The 15,853-nt window shown below is 68.4% G+C and carries 15 protein-coding genes; 11 read left to right on the plus strand and 4 right to left on the minus strand.

Annotated elements, in window-relative coordinates; translation table 11 throughout:
• The first annotated feature begins 45 nt into the window (after positions 1-45).
• The 8 genes from rnr (at position 46) to ASC46_RS14555 (ending at position 8,758) form a co-directional block, all read left to right on the plus strand.
• The gene (gene rnr / locus ASC46_RS14520; protein ID WP_055460018.1) at positions 46-2,382 is read left to right on the plus strand and encodes a ribonuclease R; all 2,337 of its coding nucleotides are present in this window, start codon (positions 46-48) and stop codon (positions 2,380-2,382) included.
• On the plus strand, positions 2,361-2,801 hold the full coding sequence (locus ASC46_RS14525; RefSeq protein ID WP_245280562.1) for a DUF983 domain-containing protein: 441 nt from the start codon (positions 2,361-2,363) through the stop codon (positions 2,799-2,801). The genes rnr and ASC46_RS14525 overlap by 22 nt, the downstream gene beginning before the upstream one ends.
• Positions 2,802-2,805: 4 nt before the next feature.
• The gene (locus ASC46_RS14530) at positions 2,806-3,558 is read left to right on the plus strand and encodes an NUDIX hydrolase (RefSeq protein WP_082464853.1); all 753 of its coding nucleotides are present in this window, start codon (positions 2,806-2,808) and stop codon (positions 3,556-3,558) included.
• 10 nt (positions 3,559-3,568) lie between these two features.
• Entirely contained in the window at positions 3,569-3,913 is a 345-nt protein-coding gene (locus ASC46_RS14535) for an MmcQ/YjbR family DNA-binding protein (RefSeq protein ID WP_055460020.1), read from the plus strand.
• A gap of 310 nt (positions 3,914-4,223) precedes the next feature.
• Entirely contained in the window at positions 4,224-4,607 is a 384-nt protein-coding gene (rpoZ, locus tag ASC46_RS14540; protein ID WP_055460021.1) for a DNA-directed RNA polymerase subunit omega, read from the plus strand.
• Positions 4,608-4,777: 170 nt separating this feature from the next.
• Positions 4,778-6,985, plus strand: a complete 2,208-nt coding sequence (locus tag ASC46_RS14545) for a RelA/SpoT family protein (protein ID WP_055460022.1) — start codon at positions 4,778-4,780, stop codon at positions 6,983-6,985.
• A 476-nt stretch (positions 6,986-7,461) separates the two neighbouring features.
• Positions 7,462-8,112, plus strand: a complete 651-nt coding sequence (locus ASC46_RS14550) for a LabA-like NYN domain-containing protein (protein WP_055460023.1) — start codon at positions 7,462-7,464, stop codon at positions 8,110-8,112.
• Positions 8,090-8,758 (plus strand): uracil-DNA glycosylase, encoded by a 669-nt coding sequence (locus tag ASC46_RS14555; RefSeq protein ID WP_055460024.1) that lies wholly within the window; start codon positions 8,090-8,092, stop codon positions 8,756-8,758. Before ASC46_RS14550 ends, ASC46_RS14555 begins: the two co-directional genes overlap by 23 nt.
• A 6-nt stretch (positions 8,759-8,764) precedes the next feature.
• Here the strand turns inward: ASC46_RS14555 and ASC46_RS14560 are convergent, their stop codons facing one another.
• Positions 8,765-9,619 (minus strand): LysR substrate-binding domain-containing protein, encoded by an 855-nt coding sequence (locus ASC46_RS14560; RefSeq protein ID WP_055460025.1) that lies wholly within the window; start codon positions 9,617-9,619, stop codon positions 8,765-8,767.
• 101 nt (positions 9,620-9,720) lie between these two features.
• On the opposite strand from ASC46_RS14560, the gene ASC46_RS14565 reads away from it, so the two are divergent.
• Positions 9,721-10,716: a bile acid:sodium symporter family protein gene (locus ASC46_RS14565; protein WP_055460092.1), complete on the plus strand. Its 996-nt coding sequence runs from the start codon at positions 9,721-9,723 to the stop codon at positions 10,714-10,716.
• A 9-nt stretch (positions 10,717-10,725) separates the two neighbouring features.
• Here the strand turns inward: ASC46_RS14565 and ASC46_RS14570 are convergent, their stop codons facing one another.
• From ASC46_RS14570 to dapA, 3 genes are read right to left on the minus strand one after another with little or no spacing between them, the layout of a single operon-like run.
• A complete protein-coding gene (locus ASC46_RS14570; protein ID WP_055460026.1) occupies positions 10,726-11,109 on the minus strand; it encodes a VOC family protein in 384 nt (127 codons plus the stop codon).
• A 28-nt stretch (positions 11,110-11,137) separates the two neighbouring features.
• Positions 11,138-11,626 (minus strand): SsrA-binding protein SmpB, encoded by a 489-nt coding sequence (gene smpB / locus ASC46_RS14575; RefSeq protein WP_055460027.1) that lies wholly within the window; start codon positions 11,624-11,626, stop codon positions 11,138-11,140.
• 49 nt (positions 11,627-11,675) lie between these two features.
• Positions 11,676-12,569, minus strand: a complete 894-nt coding sequence (gene dapA, locus ASC46_RS14580; RefSeq protein ID WP_055460028.1) for a 4-hydroxy-tetrahydrodipicolinate synthase — start codon at positions 12,567-12,569, stop codon at positions 11,676-11,678.
• A gap of 217 nt (positions 12,570-12,786) precedes the next feature.
• On the opposite strand from dapA, the gene ASC46_RS14585 reads away from it, so the two are divergent.
• Both ASC46_RS14585 and ASC46_RS14590 read left to right on the plus strand, forming a co-directional pair.
• On the plus strand, positions 12,787-14,880 hold the full coding sequence (locus tag ASC46_RS14585; protein WP_055460029.1) for a lytic transglycosylase domain-containing protein: 2,094 nt from the start codon (positions 12,787-12,789) through the stop codon (positions 14,878-14,880).
• A 100-nt stretch (positions 14,881-14,980) separates the two neighbouring features.
• A complete protein-coding gene (locus ASC46_RS14590) occupies positions 14,981-15,835 on the plus strand; it encodes an alpha/beta fold hydrolase (RefSeq protein ID WP_245280563.1) in 855 nt (284 codons plus the stop codon).
• The last annotated feature ends 18 nt before the right edge of the window (positions 15,836-15,853 follow it).

The following is a 15,853-nucleotide window of genomic DNA, read 5'->3' on the forward strand; positions in this document are numbered from 1 at the left end:
CCGAAAGCCGCCCACCACCACAGCCCCGTCCGCGGCGATGCGCACATGCCGACGAAGGAGGCCATCGCCGCCTTCATCGCCGAATCGCCCGGCAAGGTCGGCAAGCGCGAGATCGCGCGCGCCTTCGGCATCGGCGGCGGCGAGCGCATCTGGCTGAAGCGCATGCTGCGCGAACTGGAGGACGAGGGCGTCATCGACCGGCGGCGCAAGGTGCTGCACAAGGCCGGGCGCCTGCCGCCCGTCGTGCTCGCCGACATCACCGGCCGCGACACCGACGGCGAGCTCGTTGCCGAGCCGGCGGAGTGGAGCACGGAGGAAGACGGCAAGGCGCCGCGCATCATCATTGCTCCGTCCCGTCGGCAGCGCGCCGGGGAGCCGGCGCCGGGCGTCGGCGACCGCGCGCTCATCCGCGTCGAGCCGGCCGGGGAAGAAGGCCCGCAGGTCTATACCGGGCGCATCATCAAGCTCATCGCCAGGATCAAGGCCCAGGTGCTCGGCGTCTATCGGGCCAACCGCGAGCGTGGTGGCGGCTATCTCGTGCCCGTCGACAAGAAGTCGCTCGGGCGGGAGATCATCATCCCAGCCGGCGCCGAGGGCGAGGCGGAGGACGGCGATCTCGTCAGCGTCTCCGTGGCGCGCGGCACGCGCCTCGGCCCGCCACAGGCCAAGGTGCGCGAGCGTCTCGGCTCCCTCAAGTCCGAGCGCGCCATCAGCCTCGTCGCCATCCACGCCCATGGCATCCCGCACGTGTTCCCACCGGCGGTGCTGCGCGAGGCGGAGGCGGCGAAGCCCGCGACGCTTGCGGGACGCGAGGACTGGCGCGCGCTGCCGCTCGTCACCATCGATCCCGCCGACGCCAAGGACCACGACGACGCCGTCCATGCCGAGCCGGACGAGGACCCGGACAATCCGGGCGGCCATGTCCTCCGCGTCGCCATCGCCGATGTCGCCGCCTATGTGACGCCGGGCTCGGCGCTCGACCGGGAGGCGCTGGAGCGCGGCAACTCGGTCTATTTCCCCGACCGGGTCGTGCCCATGCTGCCCGAGCGCATCTCGAACGACCTGTGCTCGCTGCGCCCGGGCGAGGATCGGCCGGCGCTCGCCGTGCGCATCGTCATCGACGCGAGCGGCCGCAAGAAGCGCCACAGCTTCCACCGCGTGCTCATGCGCTCGGCCGCCAAGCTCGCCTATCCGCAGGCGCAGAAGGCCATCGACGGCAGGCCGGACGAGGTGACCGACACACTCGTCGAGCCCGTTCTGAGACCGCTGTGGGCCGCCTATCACGCGCTCGCCCGCGCCCGCGACGCACGCGAGCCGCTGGCGCTCGACCTGCCGGAGCGCAAGCTCCTCCTCAAGGAGGATGGCACGGTCGACCACGTGCTCATTCCCGAGCGGCTCGACGCGCACCGGCTGATCGAGGAATTCATGATCCTCGCCAATGTCTGCGCCGCCGAGACCCTTGAGAAGAGCGACCTCCCCTTCACCTACCGCGTTCACGACGAGCCCTCGCTCGAGAAAATGCGCGTCCTCGGCGAGGTGCTTGCCTCCATCGGCCTCAAGCTGCCGAAGGGTGGCGCGCTGCACCCCTCCCTCTTCAACCGCATCCTCGCCTCGGTGGACAAGACGCCGCACCGGGCCTTCATCAACGAGATCGTGCTGCGCTCGCAGGCGCAGGCCGAATATTCGACGGACAATTACGGCCACTTCGGCCTGGCGCTGCGCCGCTACGCCCACTTCACCTCGCCCATCCGCCGCTATGCCGATCTCATCGTGCACCGCTCCCTCATCCGCCACCTGAAGCTCGGCGATGGCGGCCTGCCCGCCTCGACGACGCGGGAGGAGATGGCGGAGGTCGCGGCGCGCATCTCGGCGGCGGAGCGGCGCGCCATGGCGGCCGAGCGCGAGACCATCGACCGGCTCATCGCCCACTACATGGCCGACCACGTCGGCGCGACCTTCGAGGGGCAGATTGCGGGCGTGACCGGCGCCGGGCTCTTCGTGAAGCTCGACCACACCGGCGCCGACGGATTCATCCCGGCAGCGACGCTGGGTGCCGACTATTTCCGCTTCGACGAGCGGCAGCACGCTCTCGTCGGCTCGCGCTCGGGCGAGGTCTTCCGCCTCGGCGACCGGGTGACGGTGCGCCTCGTCGAAGCCGCGCCCGTGGCCGGCGCCCTGCGCTTCGAGATGCTCAGCGACGGCAAGGCCGGCGCGCGACAGAGCGCCCAGTTGCGCGCGCGCAGCCGCAATGCCAAATCCTTCCGGCCCGGCAAGAGCGCCAAGGCGGCCGAGCGGACAGCCGCTCGCAAGGCGGCCCGGCAGAAAGGCGCGCGCAACAAGCGGGCGGAACAGGATACGACATGGCCCCGACGGGACGATTGATGAATGCCTTCGAGGAGCGGCGCGACTGGCAGGGCGCGATCAAGCGCGGCCTTGCCTGCCGCTGCCCGGCCTGCGGCCGCGGCCGCCTGTTCTCGGGCTTCCTCAAGGTCAGGCCGCAGTGCGAGGCCTGCGGCGAGGACCTGTCGCACCACCGGTCCGACGACCTGCCGCCCTATATCGTCATCACCATCGTCGGCCACGTCGTCGTGGGCGCCAACCTCACCATCGAGAGCGCGGCCGAGTGGCCGCTGTGGACGCACATGGTGCTGTGGCCCCTGCTCGCTCTCGGCCTGTGCCTTGCGCTGCTGCAGCCGGTGAAGGGCGGGGTCGTCGGCTACCAGTGGGCGCTGCGCATGCACGGCTTCGGCGACAATGCCGATGAGGAAGCGCCGCTGCGCATGAGCGGCCATGAAGGATAACGCCGTGAGTGACCACGCCCGGCACCTGACGACGACCGAACTCCTGACGAACGCGCCGCGGGAGCGGCGCTGGGACAACCAGAGGCCGCGGGATGCGGCGACGCTCATCATCATCGACCGGCGCAGCCGCACACCGAAGGTGCTGATGGGTCGGCGACACCAGGGCCACAAGTTCATGCCCGGCAAGTTCGTCTTCCCGGGCGGGCGCATCGAGGCCGGTGACCGGACGATGCCGGTGGCCGGCATGCTCAACCCGGCGTCCGAGATGCGCCTCGTCTCCCGCGTCACGCGCCCCAGCCTCGTGCGCGCCCGGGCGCTTGCACTCGCCGCGGTGCGCGAGACCTTCGAGGAGACCGGGCTCATCATCGGCTCACGCGAGTACGGGCCGCCGGAGAGCGCGCCGGAAGGGCCGTGGCGCGCCTTCCTGGAACACGGAATCTTTCCCGATCTGGAGGCGCTGCAGTTCGTCGCCCGCGCCATCACGCCGCCGCACAGGCCGAAGCGCTTCGACACACGCTTCTTCGCCGTGGACGCGACCGCCATCGCCGCCACCGTTCCCGACATGGTCGGGCCGCAGTCGGAACTGACGGAACTCGCCTGGGTGTCGCTACGCGATGCCAAGCGTCTCGACCTGCCCACGATCACGCACGTGATCATCGAGGAACTGGAGGCACGCATCGCCGGCGGCTTCGCGCCGGAGCTGCCCGTGCCGTTCTATTACGAACGCCGTGGACGCTTCGTCCGCGAGGAGCTGTGAGGGTGGCCCCGTGACGGTGGAGCCGGTCGATCTGTTGCGCCGCATCTGCCTCGCCCTGCCCGAGGCCGAGGAGAAGGAAACCTGGGGCGGCCCCACGTTCCGCATCCGCGACAAGATCTTCGCCATGCCGAGGAGCGGCGACGGCCGCCCCTCGCTGTGGTGCAAGGCGCCGCCCGGCAGCCAGATGGTGCTCGTCGGCGCCGACCCGGCGCGCTTCTTCGTGCCGCCCTACGTCGGCCACAAGGGCTGGATCGGGGTGCGACTCGACGACGGAACCGACTGGGCGGAGGTCGAGGCCATCGTGCGCCGCAGCTACCGCATGACGGCGCCGAAACGGCTCGCGGCGGGAGTGTGAGGGATCAAGCGGCAGTCGGCAGTCGAAGGGGATGGCAGACCGCGGCAGCCGGAAGCAACCTCGTTTCCCGGACGCATGCAGCGAAGCGGAATGCGACCCGGGAACCAGCGCGAGAATCCGCCGCAGGCGCTGCTTGATAGGCCCCGGCTCAGCACCGCATCATTTCATGCTGCGGTGCGTCCGGGGCACGAGCGTGTGCCCAGGCCCTTCCGCCGCCCGCCGCGTCTTGCCGCCCCTTGCGCTCGCGGGCCCGCGGGTGTAGGTAGCGCGTTCGATCCGTAACATTTTGTCGCTTGAGAGGGAGCCCAGCATGGCTCGCGTTACCGTCGAGGATTGCATCGACAAGGTCGACAACCGCTTCGACCTCGTGCTCCTCGCTGGCCATCGTGCCCGCATGATCTCCGCCGGCGCTCCGCTGACAGTCGACCGCGACCGTGACAAGAACCCGGTGGTGGCCCTGCGCGAGATCGCGGACGAGACCGTCTCGCCGGAAGATCTGAAGGAAGACCTCATCCATTCGATGCAGCGCTATGTCGAGGTCGACGAGCCGGAGGCGGATGCCGTGCCGCTGATCGGCACGCCGTCGTCGAGTGGCGACGACAGCGACGTGCAGTTCGATCGCATGAGCGAGGAAGACCTGCTGCGCGGTCTCGAGGGCCTCGTGCCGCCAGCCGACAGCAACGACGACGACTGACCGGCACGCTGTGACAACAGCGGCTGGCTGGAAAGCCCGGCATCCAGCCGGGCTTTTTTCGTTGGCGGACGCATGCTGCGGCGCCGGAGGCGCGGCGCCAGCCCTTGCGCGGCCGGCCTATCTTCATGATATTTTTTGAAAAATCGAGAACTTATCCCGGTCACCGGCCCATGATGCGGCAGTACGAGCTCGTCGAGCGTGTGAAGCGTTATCATCCGGATGCGGACGAGGCCCTGCTCGACCGGGCCTATGTCTATGCCATGCGGGCGCACGGCCAGCAGAAGCGCGCTTCGGGCGATCTGTTCTTCTCCCATCCCCTCGAGGTTGCGGCCATCCTGACGGACCTGAGGCTCGACGATTCAACCATCGTCGCCGCCGTGCTGCACGACACGATCGAGGATACAGACGCCACGCGCGAAGAGATCGACCATATGTTCGGTCAGGAGATCGGCGCGCTGGTGGAGGGGCTCACCAAGATCAAGAAGCTCGACTTCGTGTCGAAGAAGGCCAAGCAGGGCGAGAACTTCCGCAAGCTCCTGCTGGCTATCGCCGCAGACGTGCGCGTGCTGCTCGTCAAGCTGGCTGACCGACTGCACAACATGCGTACCCTGCATTACGTCGCCCCCGAGAAGCGTCTGCGCGTCGCCGAGGAGACGCTGGAGATCTATGCGCCGCTCGCCGGGCGCATGGGCATCCAGGAGATGCGCGACGAACTGGAGGATCTCTCCTTCCGCTATCTGAAGCCGGAAGCCTACGAGACGATCACGCGCCGGCTCGAGGAAGTGGCCCAGCGCAACGGGCCGCTGATCGATACCATCGAGAGGGATCTGGCAACCCGGCTCGCCGAGCGGGGCATCGCGGCGAAAGTCACGGGCCGGCGCAAGCGGCCCTATTCCATCTGGCGCAAGATGGAGCGCAAGTCCGTTGCCTTCGAGCAACTCTCGGACATCTTCGGCTTCCGCGTCCTCGTCGACAGCATCGATGACTGCTACAGGGCGCTCGGCGTGGTGCACACCACCTGGCCGATGGTACCCGGACGCTACAAGGACTACATCTCGACGCCGAAGCAGAACGACTACCGCTCCATCCACACGACGGTGATCGGGCCGGGGCACCAGCGCGTCGAACTGCAGATCCGCACCGCAGAGATGCACGAGATCGCCGAATACGGCATCGCGGCCCACGCGCTCTACAAGGACGGGCGTACCGGCGCCGGCGGCACGCTGATGAACGAAAGCCGAGCCTATCAGTGGCTGCGGCGCACCGTCGATCTCCTGGCCGAAGGCGACAGCCCTGAGGAATTCCTCGAACATACCAAGCTCGAACTCTTCCACGATCAGGTCTTCTGCTTCACGCCCAAGGGGCGGCTCATCGCCCTGCCTCGCGGCGCAACGCCCATCGACTTCGCCTATGCCGTGCATACGGACGTCGGCAATACGGCGGTCGGCGCGAAGATCAACGGCCGAATCGCGCCGCTCCTGTCGGAATTGCAGAACGGCGACGAGGTCGAGATCGTCCGCGCGGAGGGACAGGTGCCGCCGGCCGCCTGGGAATCGCTCGTCGTCACCGGCAAGGCACGCGCCGCCATCCGCCGCGCCACACGCAGCGCCGTGCGGCGGCAATATGCGGGCCTCGGCCGCCAGATCCTGGAGCGAGCCTTCGAGCGCGCCGGCAAGGCCTTCTCCGACGACAAGCTGAAGGCGGCGCTGCCACGGCTCGCGCGGCAATCGATCGACGACGTGCTCGCGGCGGTCGGACGCGGCGAGATGTTCTCGGGCGATGTGGTGCAGGCCATCTACCCGGAATACCGCGAGGACAGGAGGCCCAGCAGCGATAGCACCAACGGCGTCGGCTGGTTCGACATCAAGGGCGGCGACAACCTGCGCTTCAAGGTTCCCGGCACCGGCGGGGAGGAAGGCCCGAGTTGCGCCATCCCCATCCGCGGCCTCAACGGCGACCTGCCGGTGCGCTTTGCGCCGGAGGGCGGTGCCGTGCCGGGCGACCGCATCGTCGGCATCCTGACGCCGGGCGAGGGCATCACGATCTATCCCATCCAGTCGCCCTCCCTCGCCGCCTTCGAGGATGCGCCCGACCGCTGGCTCGACGTGCGCTGGGCGGTGGAAGACGGCAACCGGCAGCGCTTTCCGGCCCGGATCGCGCTCAACTCCATCAACGAACCGGGCACGCTCGCCACCGTGGCACAGGTGATCGCCGAGCACGACGGCAATATCGACAATGTCATCATGCGCCGCAGGACACCGGATTTCACCGATCTGACAATCGACGTGTCCGTCTGGGACCTGAAACACCTCAACGCCATCATCAGCGAACTTCGCGCAAAGCGGGTGGTGAGCAAGGTAACTCGCGTCACGGGCTGAAAATTCTGCATGCGGTGTGGCACGCAGCGCATGACAAGCCCCCGCAACTCGTCTAGTACAGATAGACAAGTTCAAATCTGCGGCTGACGGCTGGCCGGTTCCTCAGGGGAGTGTGCCCGAAGTCACCGGAAATCGCAGTAGCGGCGCTCGGCAGGAGTGAACGAGGATCTCCATAAAGCCTGCCCGCGCCGGCGAGCCGGACGCGACAAGGCAGGGCATTGTTACGGTGCGGCGCCGGAAAGAGCCGCCCTTTGTTGACCAACAAGCGCGGAATGGTAGAAATAACAGAATAATATTTACGATGCCCTTACGTTTAATCACTCTACCTTGCCCAGAAATGCTGGATAAGCCGAATGGGGTCGCAGAAACTCCAAAGGCGTCGATCCTTCCATCACGCGCCGCGGACGCACGAATCGAGACGTAGAACAGAAACGCCAGCGCCCCATCAGAAACCAAAAGACCCCCGAGTACAATCCATGAGCAGCAAGCAGCGTATCGCACTATTTATCGACGGCGCCAATCTTTACGCAACAACAAAGACACTTGGATTTGACATAGACTACAAACGGCTCTTGAAGGAATTTCAGGACCGGGGGCGTTTGGTTAGAGCTTTCTATTATACAGCAATGATCGAGGACCAGGAGTATTCCTCGATTCGGCCGCTGATCGACTGGCTGGATTACAACGGCTACCGTGTGGTGACAAAACCGACGAAGGAGTTCGTGGATTCCTCCGGTCGCCGCAAGGTCAAGGGCAACATGGACATCGAGCTCGCCATCGATGCGCTCGAGCTTGCGCCCTTTATCGACGAGATGGTGCTGTTCTCCGGTGATGGCGACTTCCGCTCGCTCGTCGAGGCCATGCAGCGGCGCGGCGTGCGCGTGTCGGTGGTTTCCACCATCTCGACCCAGCCGCCGATGATCGCGGATGAGCTGCGCCGCCAGGCCGACGAGTTCATCGAGATCATGCAGCTCGAGCCGCGCATCGGCCGCGACCCGGCCGAGCGTATGCAGCGCATGCAGCACGGCGGCTTCGAGGACAGCCCGCGCGGTCGCGGCCTCGAGCGGCGCTATGGCATCCGCCAGACGCCGCCGCCGGAGAGGGATGACGGCAGCAGCGAGGGCTGATACCTCTCCCGGCATGATCGAGCCTTCGTCCGACTGCCCGCAATGCCCCCGGCTCGTCGCCTTCCGCGACGAATGGCGCGCGCGTGAGCCGCTCTGGCACAATGCCCCCGTTCCCTCGTTCGGCGACATGGGTGCGCGCCTCCTCGTCGTGGGCCTTGCACCCGGCCTGCGGGGGGCCAACCGCACCGGCCGACCGTTCACCGGCGATTATGCGGGCGATCTCCTCTACGAGACGCTGTCGGACTTCGGCTTCTCGTCCGGCGTCTTCGCTGCGCGGCCGGACGACGGCCTGCAGCTCAAGGGAGCGCTGTTGACGAACGCCGTGCGCTGCGTGCCGCCGGAGAACAAGCCGACCGCCCCCGAGATCAAGACCTGCCGCAGCTATCTGGCGGCCACCATCGCCTCGTTGCCGGAACTCAGGGCGATCTTGGCGCTCGGCCGCATCGCCCACGAGAGCACGGTGCGCGCGCTCGGCGCTTCGCCCGGCAAGGTGCCCTTCGCGCATCAGGCGGCCCACGACATCGGCCGCGTCCGCCTCTTCGACAGCTATCACTGCTCGCGCTACAACACGAACACCGGCCGCCTCACGCGCGACATGTTCCGTGCCGTCTTCACCGACATGAAGGCCTATCTCGACGCCCGGTGAGGCGCCTCACATGGACAGGCGGGCGTTGCCGGCGAGGATGTCCGCCGCGAGTTCCCGTGCCGGCCCCGTGAACTCCCGGCCGGCAGCGGCAAGGACGAACTCCACTTCCTCCAGCCCCGGCAGATGACGCCCGGCGCGCAGCTCCACGAGCCCGGCGGGCAGCATGCTGCGCGGCTGCACCAGGACGCCGAGACCGGCCACGGCCGCCGCGCGCAGGCCGCTCAGACTACCGGAGGTGCAGACGATCCGCCACGGCACATTGGCCCGTTCCAGGGCCTCGATGGCCACCGCGCGCGTGATGCTGGGCGGCGGGAAGGCGATGAGCGGCACCGGCCGCTCCGGCACCACCAGGGCCGGATTGGCCGCGGCCCAGACCAGCGCCTCGCGGCGCACGAGCGTGCCCTGCTCCTGGCCGATGCGCCGCTTGGCGAGCACGAGATCGAGATCGCCCGCCTGCAGCATCTCGTTGAGAATGCCGCTGAGCGCCACCGTGATTTCGAGATCGACGGAAGGATTGCGCCGGGCAAAATCGCCGAGCACCTCGGCGAGGCGCGACAGGACGAAATCCTCCGAGGCGCCGAAGCGCAGCTTGCCGCGCAGTTCCGCCCCCTCGAAATAGCGCTCGACACGGCGGTTCATCTCCAGGATGTTGCGCGCGAAGCTCAGCATCGCCTCACCATCCGGCGTCAGCGTCACGGAATGGGTATCGCGCGCGACGAGGCGCCGGCCGACTGCCTCCTCGAGCCTGCGCACGTGCTGGCTCACCGTGGACTGGCCGATGGCGAGAAGACGCCCGGCGCCGGTGAAGCTGCGCGCCTCGGCGACGGCCGCGAAGGTGCGCAGGAGCACGGGATCGTACATGGCTATCTCGTTTCGCGATGACTGATATCCACATCAACTCAATTCCAAATAATCCAGCCGGAGGCTAGATGTGCCCCGAGGCTCTCAACCGAGGTGGCATCATGTTGCGGCTCCTGGCGGACAGGTTTCTTCTCGCGCTCCTTGGCATCGTCGCGCTGTCGAGCGTCCTGCCGGTGCGCGGGGCGCTGGTGGAGCCGTTTAGCATCGCCACCGACATTGCCATCGCGCTCGTCTTCTTCCTGCAGGGCGCCCGCCTGTCGCGGGCGACCGTTGTCGCTGGGTTCACGCACTGGCGGCTCCATCTCATGGTATTCGCGGCCACCTTCGTGCTCTTCCCGCTTCTCGGCCTGGCAGCCGGCCTCCTCGTGCCGACGCTGCTCAGCCCGGCGCTCTATGCGGGCATCCTTTTCCTGTGCGTCCTGCCGTCGACGATCCAGTCGTCGATCGCCTTCACCTCGATCGCGCACGGCAACGTCTCGGCGGCCGTCTGCTCGGCCTCCGCCTCCAACATCCTCGGCATGTTCCTGACGCCGCTGCTCGTCGGGCTGCTGTTCAGCGCGCGCGGCAGCGGGCCGTCGCTGGAGGCCGTCGGCAGCATCCTCGTCCAGCTGCTCCTGCCCTTCGTCGTCGGGCAGGTCCTGCAGCCCAGGATCGGCAAGTGGGTGATCGAGAACGGCCGCATCCTCGGCCTCGTCGACCGCGGCTCCATTCTGCTCGTCGTCTACATTGCCTTCAGCCACGCGGTGGTGGATGGGCTGTGGCACAAGCTCTCGGCGCTCGACCTCGCGGTCATGGTGGGGGTCGACGTGGTGCTCCTCGCCCTCGTGCTCGCCGTCACGACCGCGTCCGCGCGGCTCCTCGGCTTCAGCCGCGAGGACGAGATCACCATCGTCTTCTGCGGCTCCAAGAAGAGCCTCGCCAGCGGCGTGCCGATGGCGAAGGTCATCTTCGCCGGGCAGGACACGGGAACCATCCTGCTGCCGCTGATGCTCTTCCACCAGATCCAGCTGATGGCCTGCGCGGTGCTCGCGCGGCATTACGCCGACCGGCGGCTCAAGGAGATGGATGCGGAGGAGCCGCTGCCGGCACAGGCCTGACGGCGCGCCTCAGCCGTAGGCGATGAACTCGAGCAGCGAGCCGTCGGGGTCGCGGAAATAAACGCTGGTGCCGTGGCCGCGCGCGCCGAAGCGCTCCACCGGGCCGAGTTCGACAGGGACGTGATGGGCGGCGAGATGGGCAAGCGCCTCCTCGATCGTGCCGTGCCATTCGAAGCACAGGTCGCTGTTGCCCGGCATCACCGGCAGGCGCGCCCGCGGCTCGCCGAGCTGGCCGGGGCCGTGGCAATTGAGCTGCATGGCGCCGAAACGAAAGGCGAAGCCGTTGCGCACCGGCACCGCCTCGGCGCCGAGCACGTCGCAATAGAACTTGCGCGACGCCGACCAGTCGGACACGTGGATCACGCAATGGTCGAACGAGATATGCTTCGTCAAAGGCTCCTCCCCCGCCGCTGACCGGACCTCAGCCGCGCTCGCGCAGCACGCGCGCCTTCTCGCGCTCCCAGGTGCGCTGCTTCTCGGTCTCGCGCTTGTCGTGCAGCTTCTTGCCGCGGGCGAGGCCGAGCTCCACCTTGGCGCGGCCACGCTCGTTGAAATAGACGCGCAGCGGAATGACCGTGAAGCCCTCGCGTTGGGTGGCGCCGAGCAGCTTGTTGATCTGGCGTCGGTGCAGCAGCAGCCGGCGCGGGCGCCGCGTCTCGTGATTGAAACGGTTGGCCTGCAGATATTCCGGGATGTAGGCGTTGAACAGGAAGAACTCGTTGCCCGATGGCCCGGCATAGGCCTCGCCGATCGTAGCCTTGCCCTCGCGCAGCGACTTCACCTCCGTGCCCGTCAGCGCGATGCCGGCCTCGATGTTCTCGAGGATCTCGTAGTTGAACCGCGCCTTGCGGTTGTCCGCCACCACGCGCGGCCCGGGCGTCTTGCTGTTCTTCGCTGACACGTCACCCATCCCCGTTCGCCGCAGCGGCTCTCGCCGCCGCGGCGGACATGGTCATTTCTCAAGCGTTGATCAAGCCGGCGTGCACCATGGCGGCACGCATCTGGCGCCTCGTGGCTTCCGTCACCGGCACGAGCGGCAGTCGTGTCTCCTCGCTCATGCGGCCGAGGATGGACAGGCCATATTTCGCCGGCGACGGATTGGTCTCGACGAAGAGCGCCGTGTGCAACGGCATCAGCCGGTCCTGGATGGCGAGGGCCGCCTTGTAGTCGCCTCTGAGGCACGCCTCCTGGAATTCCGAGCACAGCTTCGGTGCGACATTCGCCGTCACCGAGATGCAGCCGTGGCCACCGTGCGCCATGAAGCCGAGCGCCGTCGCATCCTCTCCCGAGAGCTGGTTGAACTCCGGCCCCATCGCTTCGCGCTGCAGGCTGACGCGCGCCACATTGGCCGTCGCGTCCTTGACGCCGGTGATGTTCCTCAGCTCCGAGAGGCGCTTCATGGTGTCGACACTCATGTCGATCACCGAGCGGCCGGGAATGTTGTAGATGAGGATCGGGATGCCGACGGCATCGTTGATCGCCTTGAAGTGCTGATAGAGCCCTTCCTGGGTTGGCTTGTTGTAGTAGGGCGTGACGACGAGCAGTCCGTCGGCGCCGGCGTCCTCCGCGTGACGCGCGAGGTCGATGGCCTCGGCCGTGTTGTTAGAGCCCGCCCCGGCGACGACGGGCACCCTGCCCCCCGCCTCCGCGATGCACCACGCCACCACCTGCTTGTGCTCGTCGTGCGTCAGCGTCGGGCTCTCGCCCGTCGTGCCTACAGGCACGAGGCCGTGCGTACCGTTCTCGATCTGCCACGCGACATGCCCGCGGAAGGCCGCCTCATCCAGTTTCCCGTCCCTGAACGGCGTCACGAGCGCGGTCAGTGAACCGGTGAAGAGGCGATGCGTCGTCATACTGTCGCTCCAAAACGCAGCTGCGTTCGTTGTCCTTGCGGGAATGGCGCATGGTCGGACGGCCATACGTCTGCCGCAGTCATACCGCTCATTGAGATGGAGGCAAAGGGGCGCCATTCCGTTTCAGCGTCCGAACAACGTTAGCATTTCCTCAACGGAGGGCTGGGAAAATCCATACCTGCGTGATCGAGGCCGTCATCTTCGCGACGAGGGCGCGATGAAGCCGTTCACACGTTTTGTCGCCGCGAGCACGGCGCTCGGGCTCGTCGGCGCCGTCGTCCTCACTGCAGCCATGCAGCGGCCGAGCGGTGCGGCCGTGCTGCCGCCGCCGCGCCCGGAAAGCACGGCCACCTCCGTCTCCCTGCCTGCTCCCCCTGCCCGACCCGAGAACGAGGCGGCGCAAAGCCCCGCCCCTTCGCCGCTGCTGACACTCGACGAGACCATCAAGCTCTATCGCGCCGGCCGCATCAGCGACGGCGATGCGCTGGCCCGCTCCCTCGAGACGCCAGCCGCGCGCTCGCTCGCCGAATGGGTGGCACTGCGCCACAATGCCGGCGCGGTGCCCTTCGAGCGGATCAACACCTTCCTCAACCGGCATCCCGGCTGGCCGGGCGAGGAGGGTCTGCAGAAGAGGGCGGAACAGGCCCTGCTCGAAGAGGCGAAGCCCGCCCGCATTGTGCGCGGCTTCTTCGCGACGCGCGAGCCCGTCAGCCCCGAAGGGCAGATCGCCCTTGCCGAGGTTCTCGCTGCCGAGGGCCATCAGAGCGAAGCCGCCGAGATCGCCCGGCGCGTCTGGCGCCGTGAGACGATGAGCGACGCCCTGGAGAAGCGGATCAATGCCCGCTTCGGCTCCGAATTGCTGCGCTCGGACCACGAGCGACGGCTCGAGCGCCTCTTGTTCGCCGAACGACTCGTCGAGGCCCTGCCCGAGGCCAAGGCGCTGGGCCCCGGTCACGAGGCACTGCTCAAGGCTTTCGGCGCCGCCATGAAGAACCCGGCGAGCGCCGGCAAGCTGCTCGACGCCGTGCCCGCCGCCCTGCGCAGCACGCCGGCCTATGTCTTCGCGCGGGCTCGCATGCTGCGCCGGCAGGACAAGCTTCACGAGGCGGCCAAGGCGCTTGAGGATGCCCCGCGCGTCGTCGCCGCGCTCGCCGACGGCGACAGCTGGGCGCTGGAGCGGCGCATTCTCGCCCGTGGCCTGCTCGATGCCGGGGATGCGCACACTGCCTATGCGGTAGCGCGCATCAACGAGGCCGAGAGCGAGACGGCAAAGATCGAGAATGCCTTCTTCGCCGGCTTCATCGCCCTGCGCTTCCTCAACGAGCCGGAGCGCGCGGCGGCGCATTTCGCCGAGGCGGCGCCCGCCGCCACCCTGCCCATCTCCGTCTCCCGCGTCGCCTACTGGCGCGCCCGCGCCGCCGAGGCGGCCGGGCGAGGCGAGGAGGCGCGGCGCTTCTACCAGGAGGCGGCGCGGCACGGCACCGCCTATTACGGCCAGCTGGCGCGACACAGGCTCGGTGCGGCCGAAGTGCCGGCACGGGCGGAGGCCCTGCCCGACCCCGCCGCCCGGGCCCGCGCGGAGGCCGAGCCGCTCGTTGGCGCCCTGCGCCTCGCCTATCGCCTCGGCGACGCGAGCCTCAGCGTGCCGCTGCTGGCCCAGGCCGCGCGCACGGCGCGCGATGCGGAGGCCTTCGCCCTTCTTGCGGAGCTCGCCGCCGAGGCAAACGACACGCGCGGACGCCTCCTCGTCGGCAAGCGGGCGCTCCATGCGGGGCACCTCCTCCACGCCGAGGCCTTCCCGACCGACGGGGTGCCGCCGGTGGACGACGCCGGCGCCGTCGAGCGCGCCATGGTGCTCGCCATCGCCCGGCAGGAGAGCGCATTCGAGCCAGGCGCCATCTCGCCCGCCGGCGCGCGCGGCCTGATGCAGCTCATGCCGGCGACGGCGCGCGAGACGGCGAAGCGCGCCGGCCTCGCCTTCGACCTCAACCGGCTGACGGCGGACCCTGCCTACAACGCCACGCTCGGCACCGCCCATCTCGGCGAGCTCGTCGGCTACTGGCGCGGCTCGTACATCCTGACCTTCGCCGCCTACAACGCCGGGCCCGGCAACGTGCGCCGCTGGATCGCGGCCTATGGCGACCCGCGCAGCCCGGGCGTCGACCCGGTGGACTGGGTGGAGCGCATCCCCTTTAACGAGACGCGCAACTACGTGCAGCGGGTGATGGAAAACCTGCAGGTCTACCGCGAGCGCGTGGACGGCCGCACGGCCCTCCTGATCGACGAGGACTTGCGCCGCGGCGCCAACTAGACCAGCTTGCGGGTAGCCGACCAAGCGCCGGCCCGATCCCCGCCGATCTTCACGGACTGCCGCCTTGCACGCCGGAACCGACCCCTACGAGAGCCGTTTCGTGACCGCGCGCGACGGCCTGCGCCTGCACGTGCGCGACTATATACCGACTGCCCCCGCCCGGGCCCTGCCCGTGGTCTGCCTGCCGGGGCTCGCCCGGACGGCGGCGGATTTCCATGCGCTTGCGCTCGACCTGGTCGCCGACGAAAAGCGCCCGCGCCGGGTGCTCGCGGTGGACTATCGCGGGCGCGGCGCCTCCGAGCGCGACCGCAACTGGCGCAACTACGACGTGCGCGTGGAGCTCGACGATCTCATGCAGGCGCTCGCCGCCCTCGGCGTGGAGCGCGCGATCTTCATCGGTACCTCGCGCGGCGGCCTCATCACCATGGCCATGGCCGCCGCCCGCCCCGCCGCCATCGCCGCCGCCGTGCTCAACGACATCGGCCCGGTCATCGAGGCGCGCGGGCTCATGCGCATCCGCGGCTATATCGGCAAGCTACCGAGCCCGCGCACCATCGAGGAGGCCGTCGACATCCTGCGGCGCCTGCAGGATGCGCAGTTCCCGGAGCTGACCTATGCGGAATGGCACGAGATGGCGGCGGCGACCTGGCGGCAGGACGCCGACGGACGCCTCCTGCCCGATTACGACCCGGCGCTCCTCAAGACGCTGGAGGCGCTCGACCTCGAATCGAAGCTGCCCGAGCTGTGGCCCCTGTTCGGCGGCCTCGCCGGGGTGCCGGTGTTGGCCTTGCGCGGCGCCAATTCGGACATCCTGTCCCCCGACACGCTGGCACGCATGCGCGCCGCGCACGAGCGTCTGGAGGCGGTCGAGATCCCGGCCCAGGGCCATGCACCGCTGACGAGCCACAAGGACGTCAGGCGGCCCATCCTCTCCTTCATACGCCATCTGGGCTGAGACTGCGGACCGGTATCG

This window comes from Chelatococcus sambhunathii (assembly GCF_001418005.1).
GTDB lineage: Bacteria > Pseudomonadota > Alphaproteobacteria > Rhizobiales > Beijerinckiaceae > Chelatococcus_A > Chelatococcus_A sambhunathii.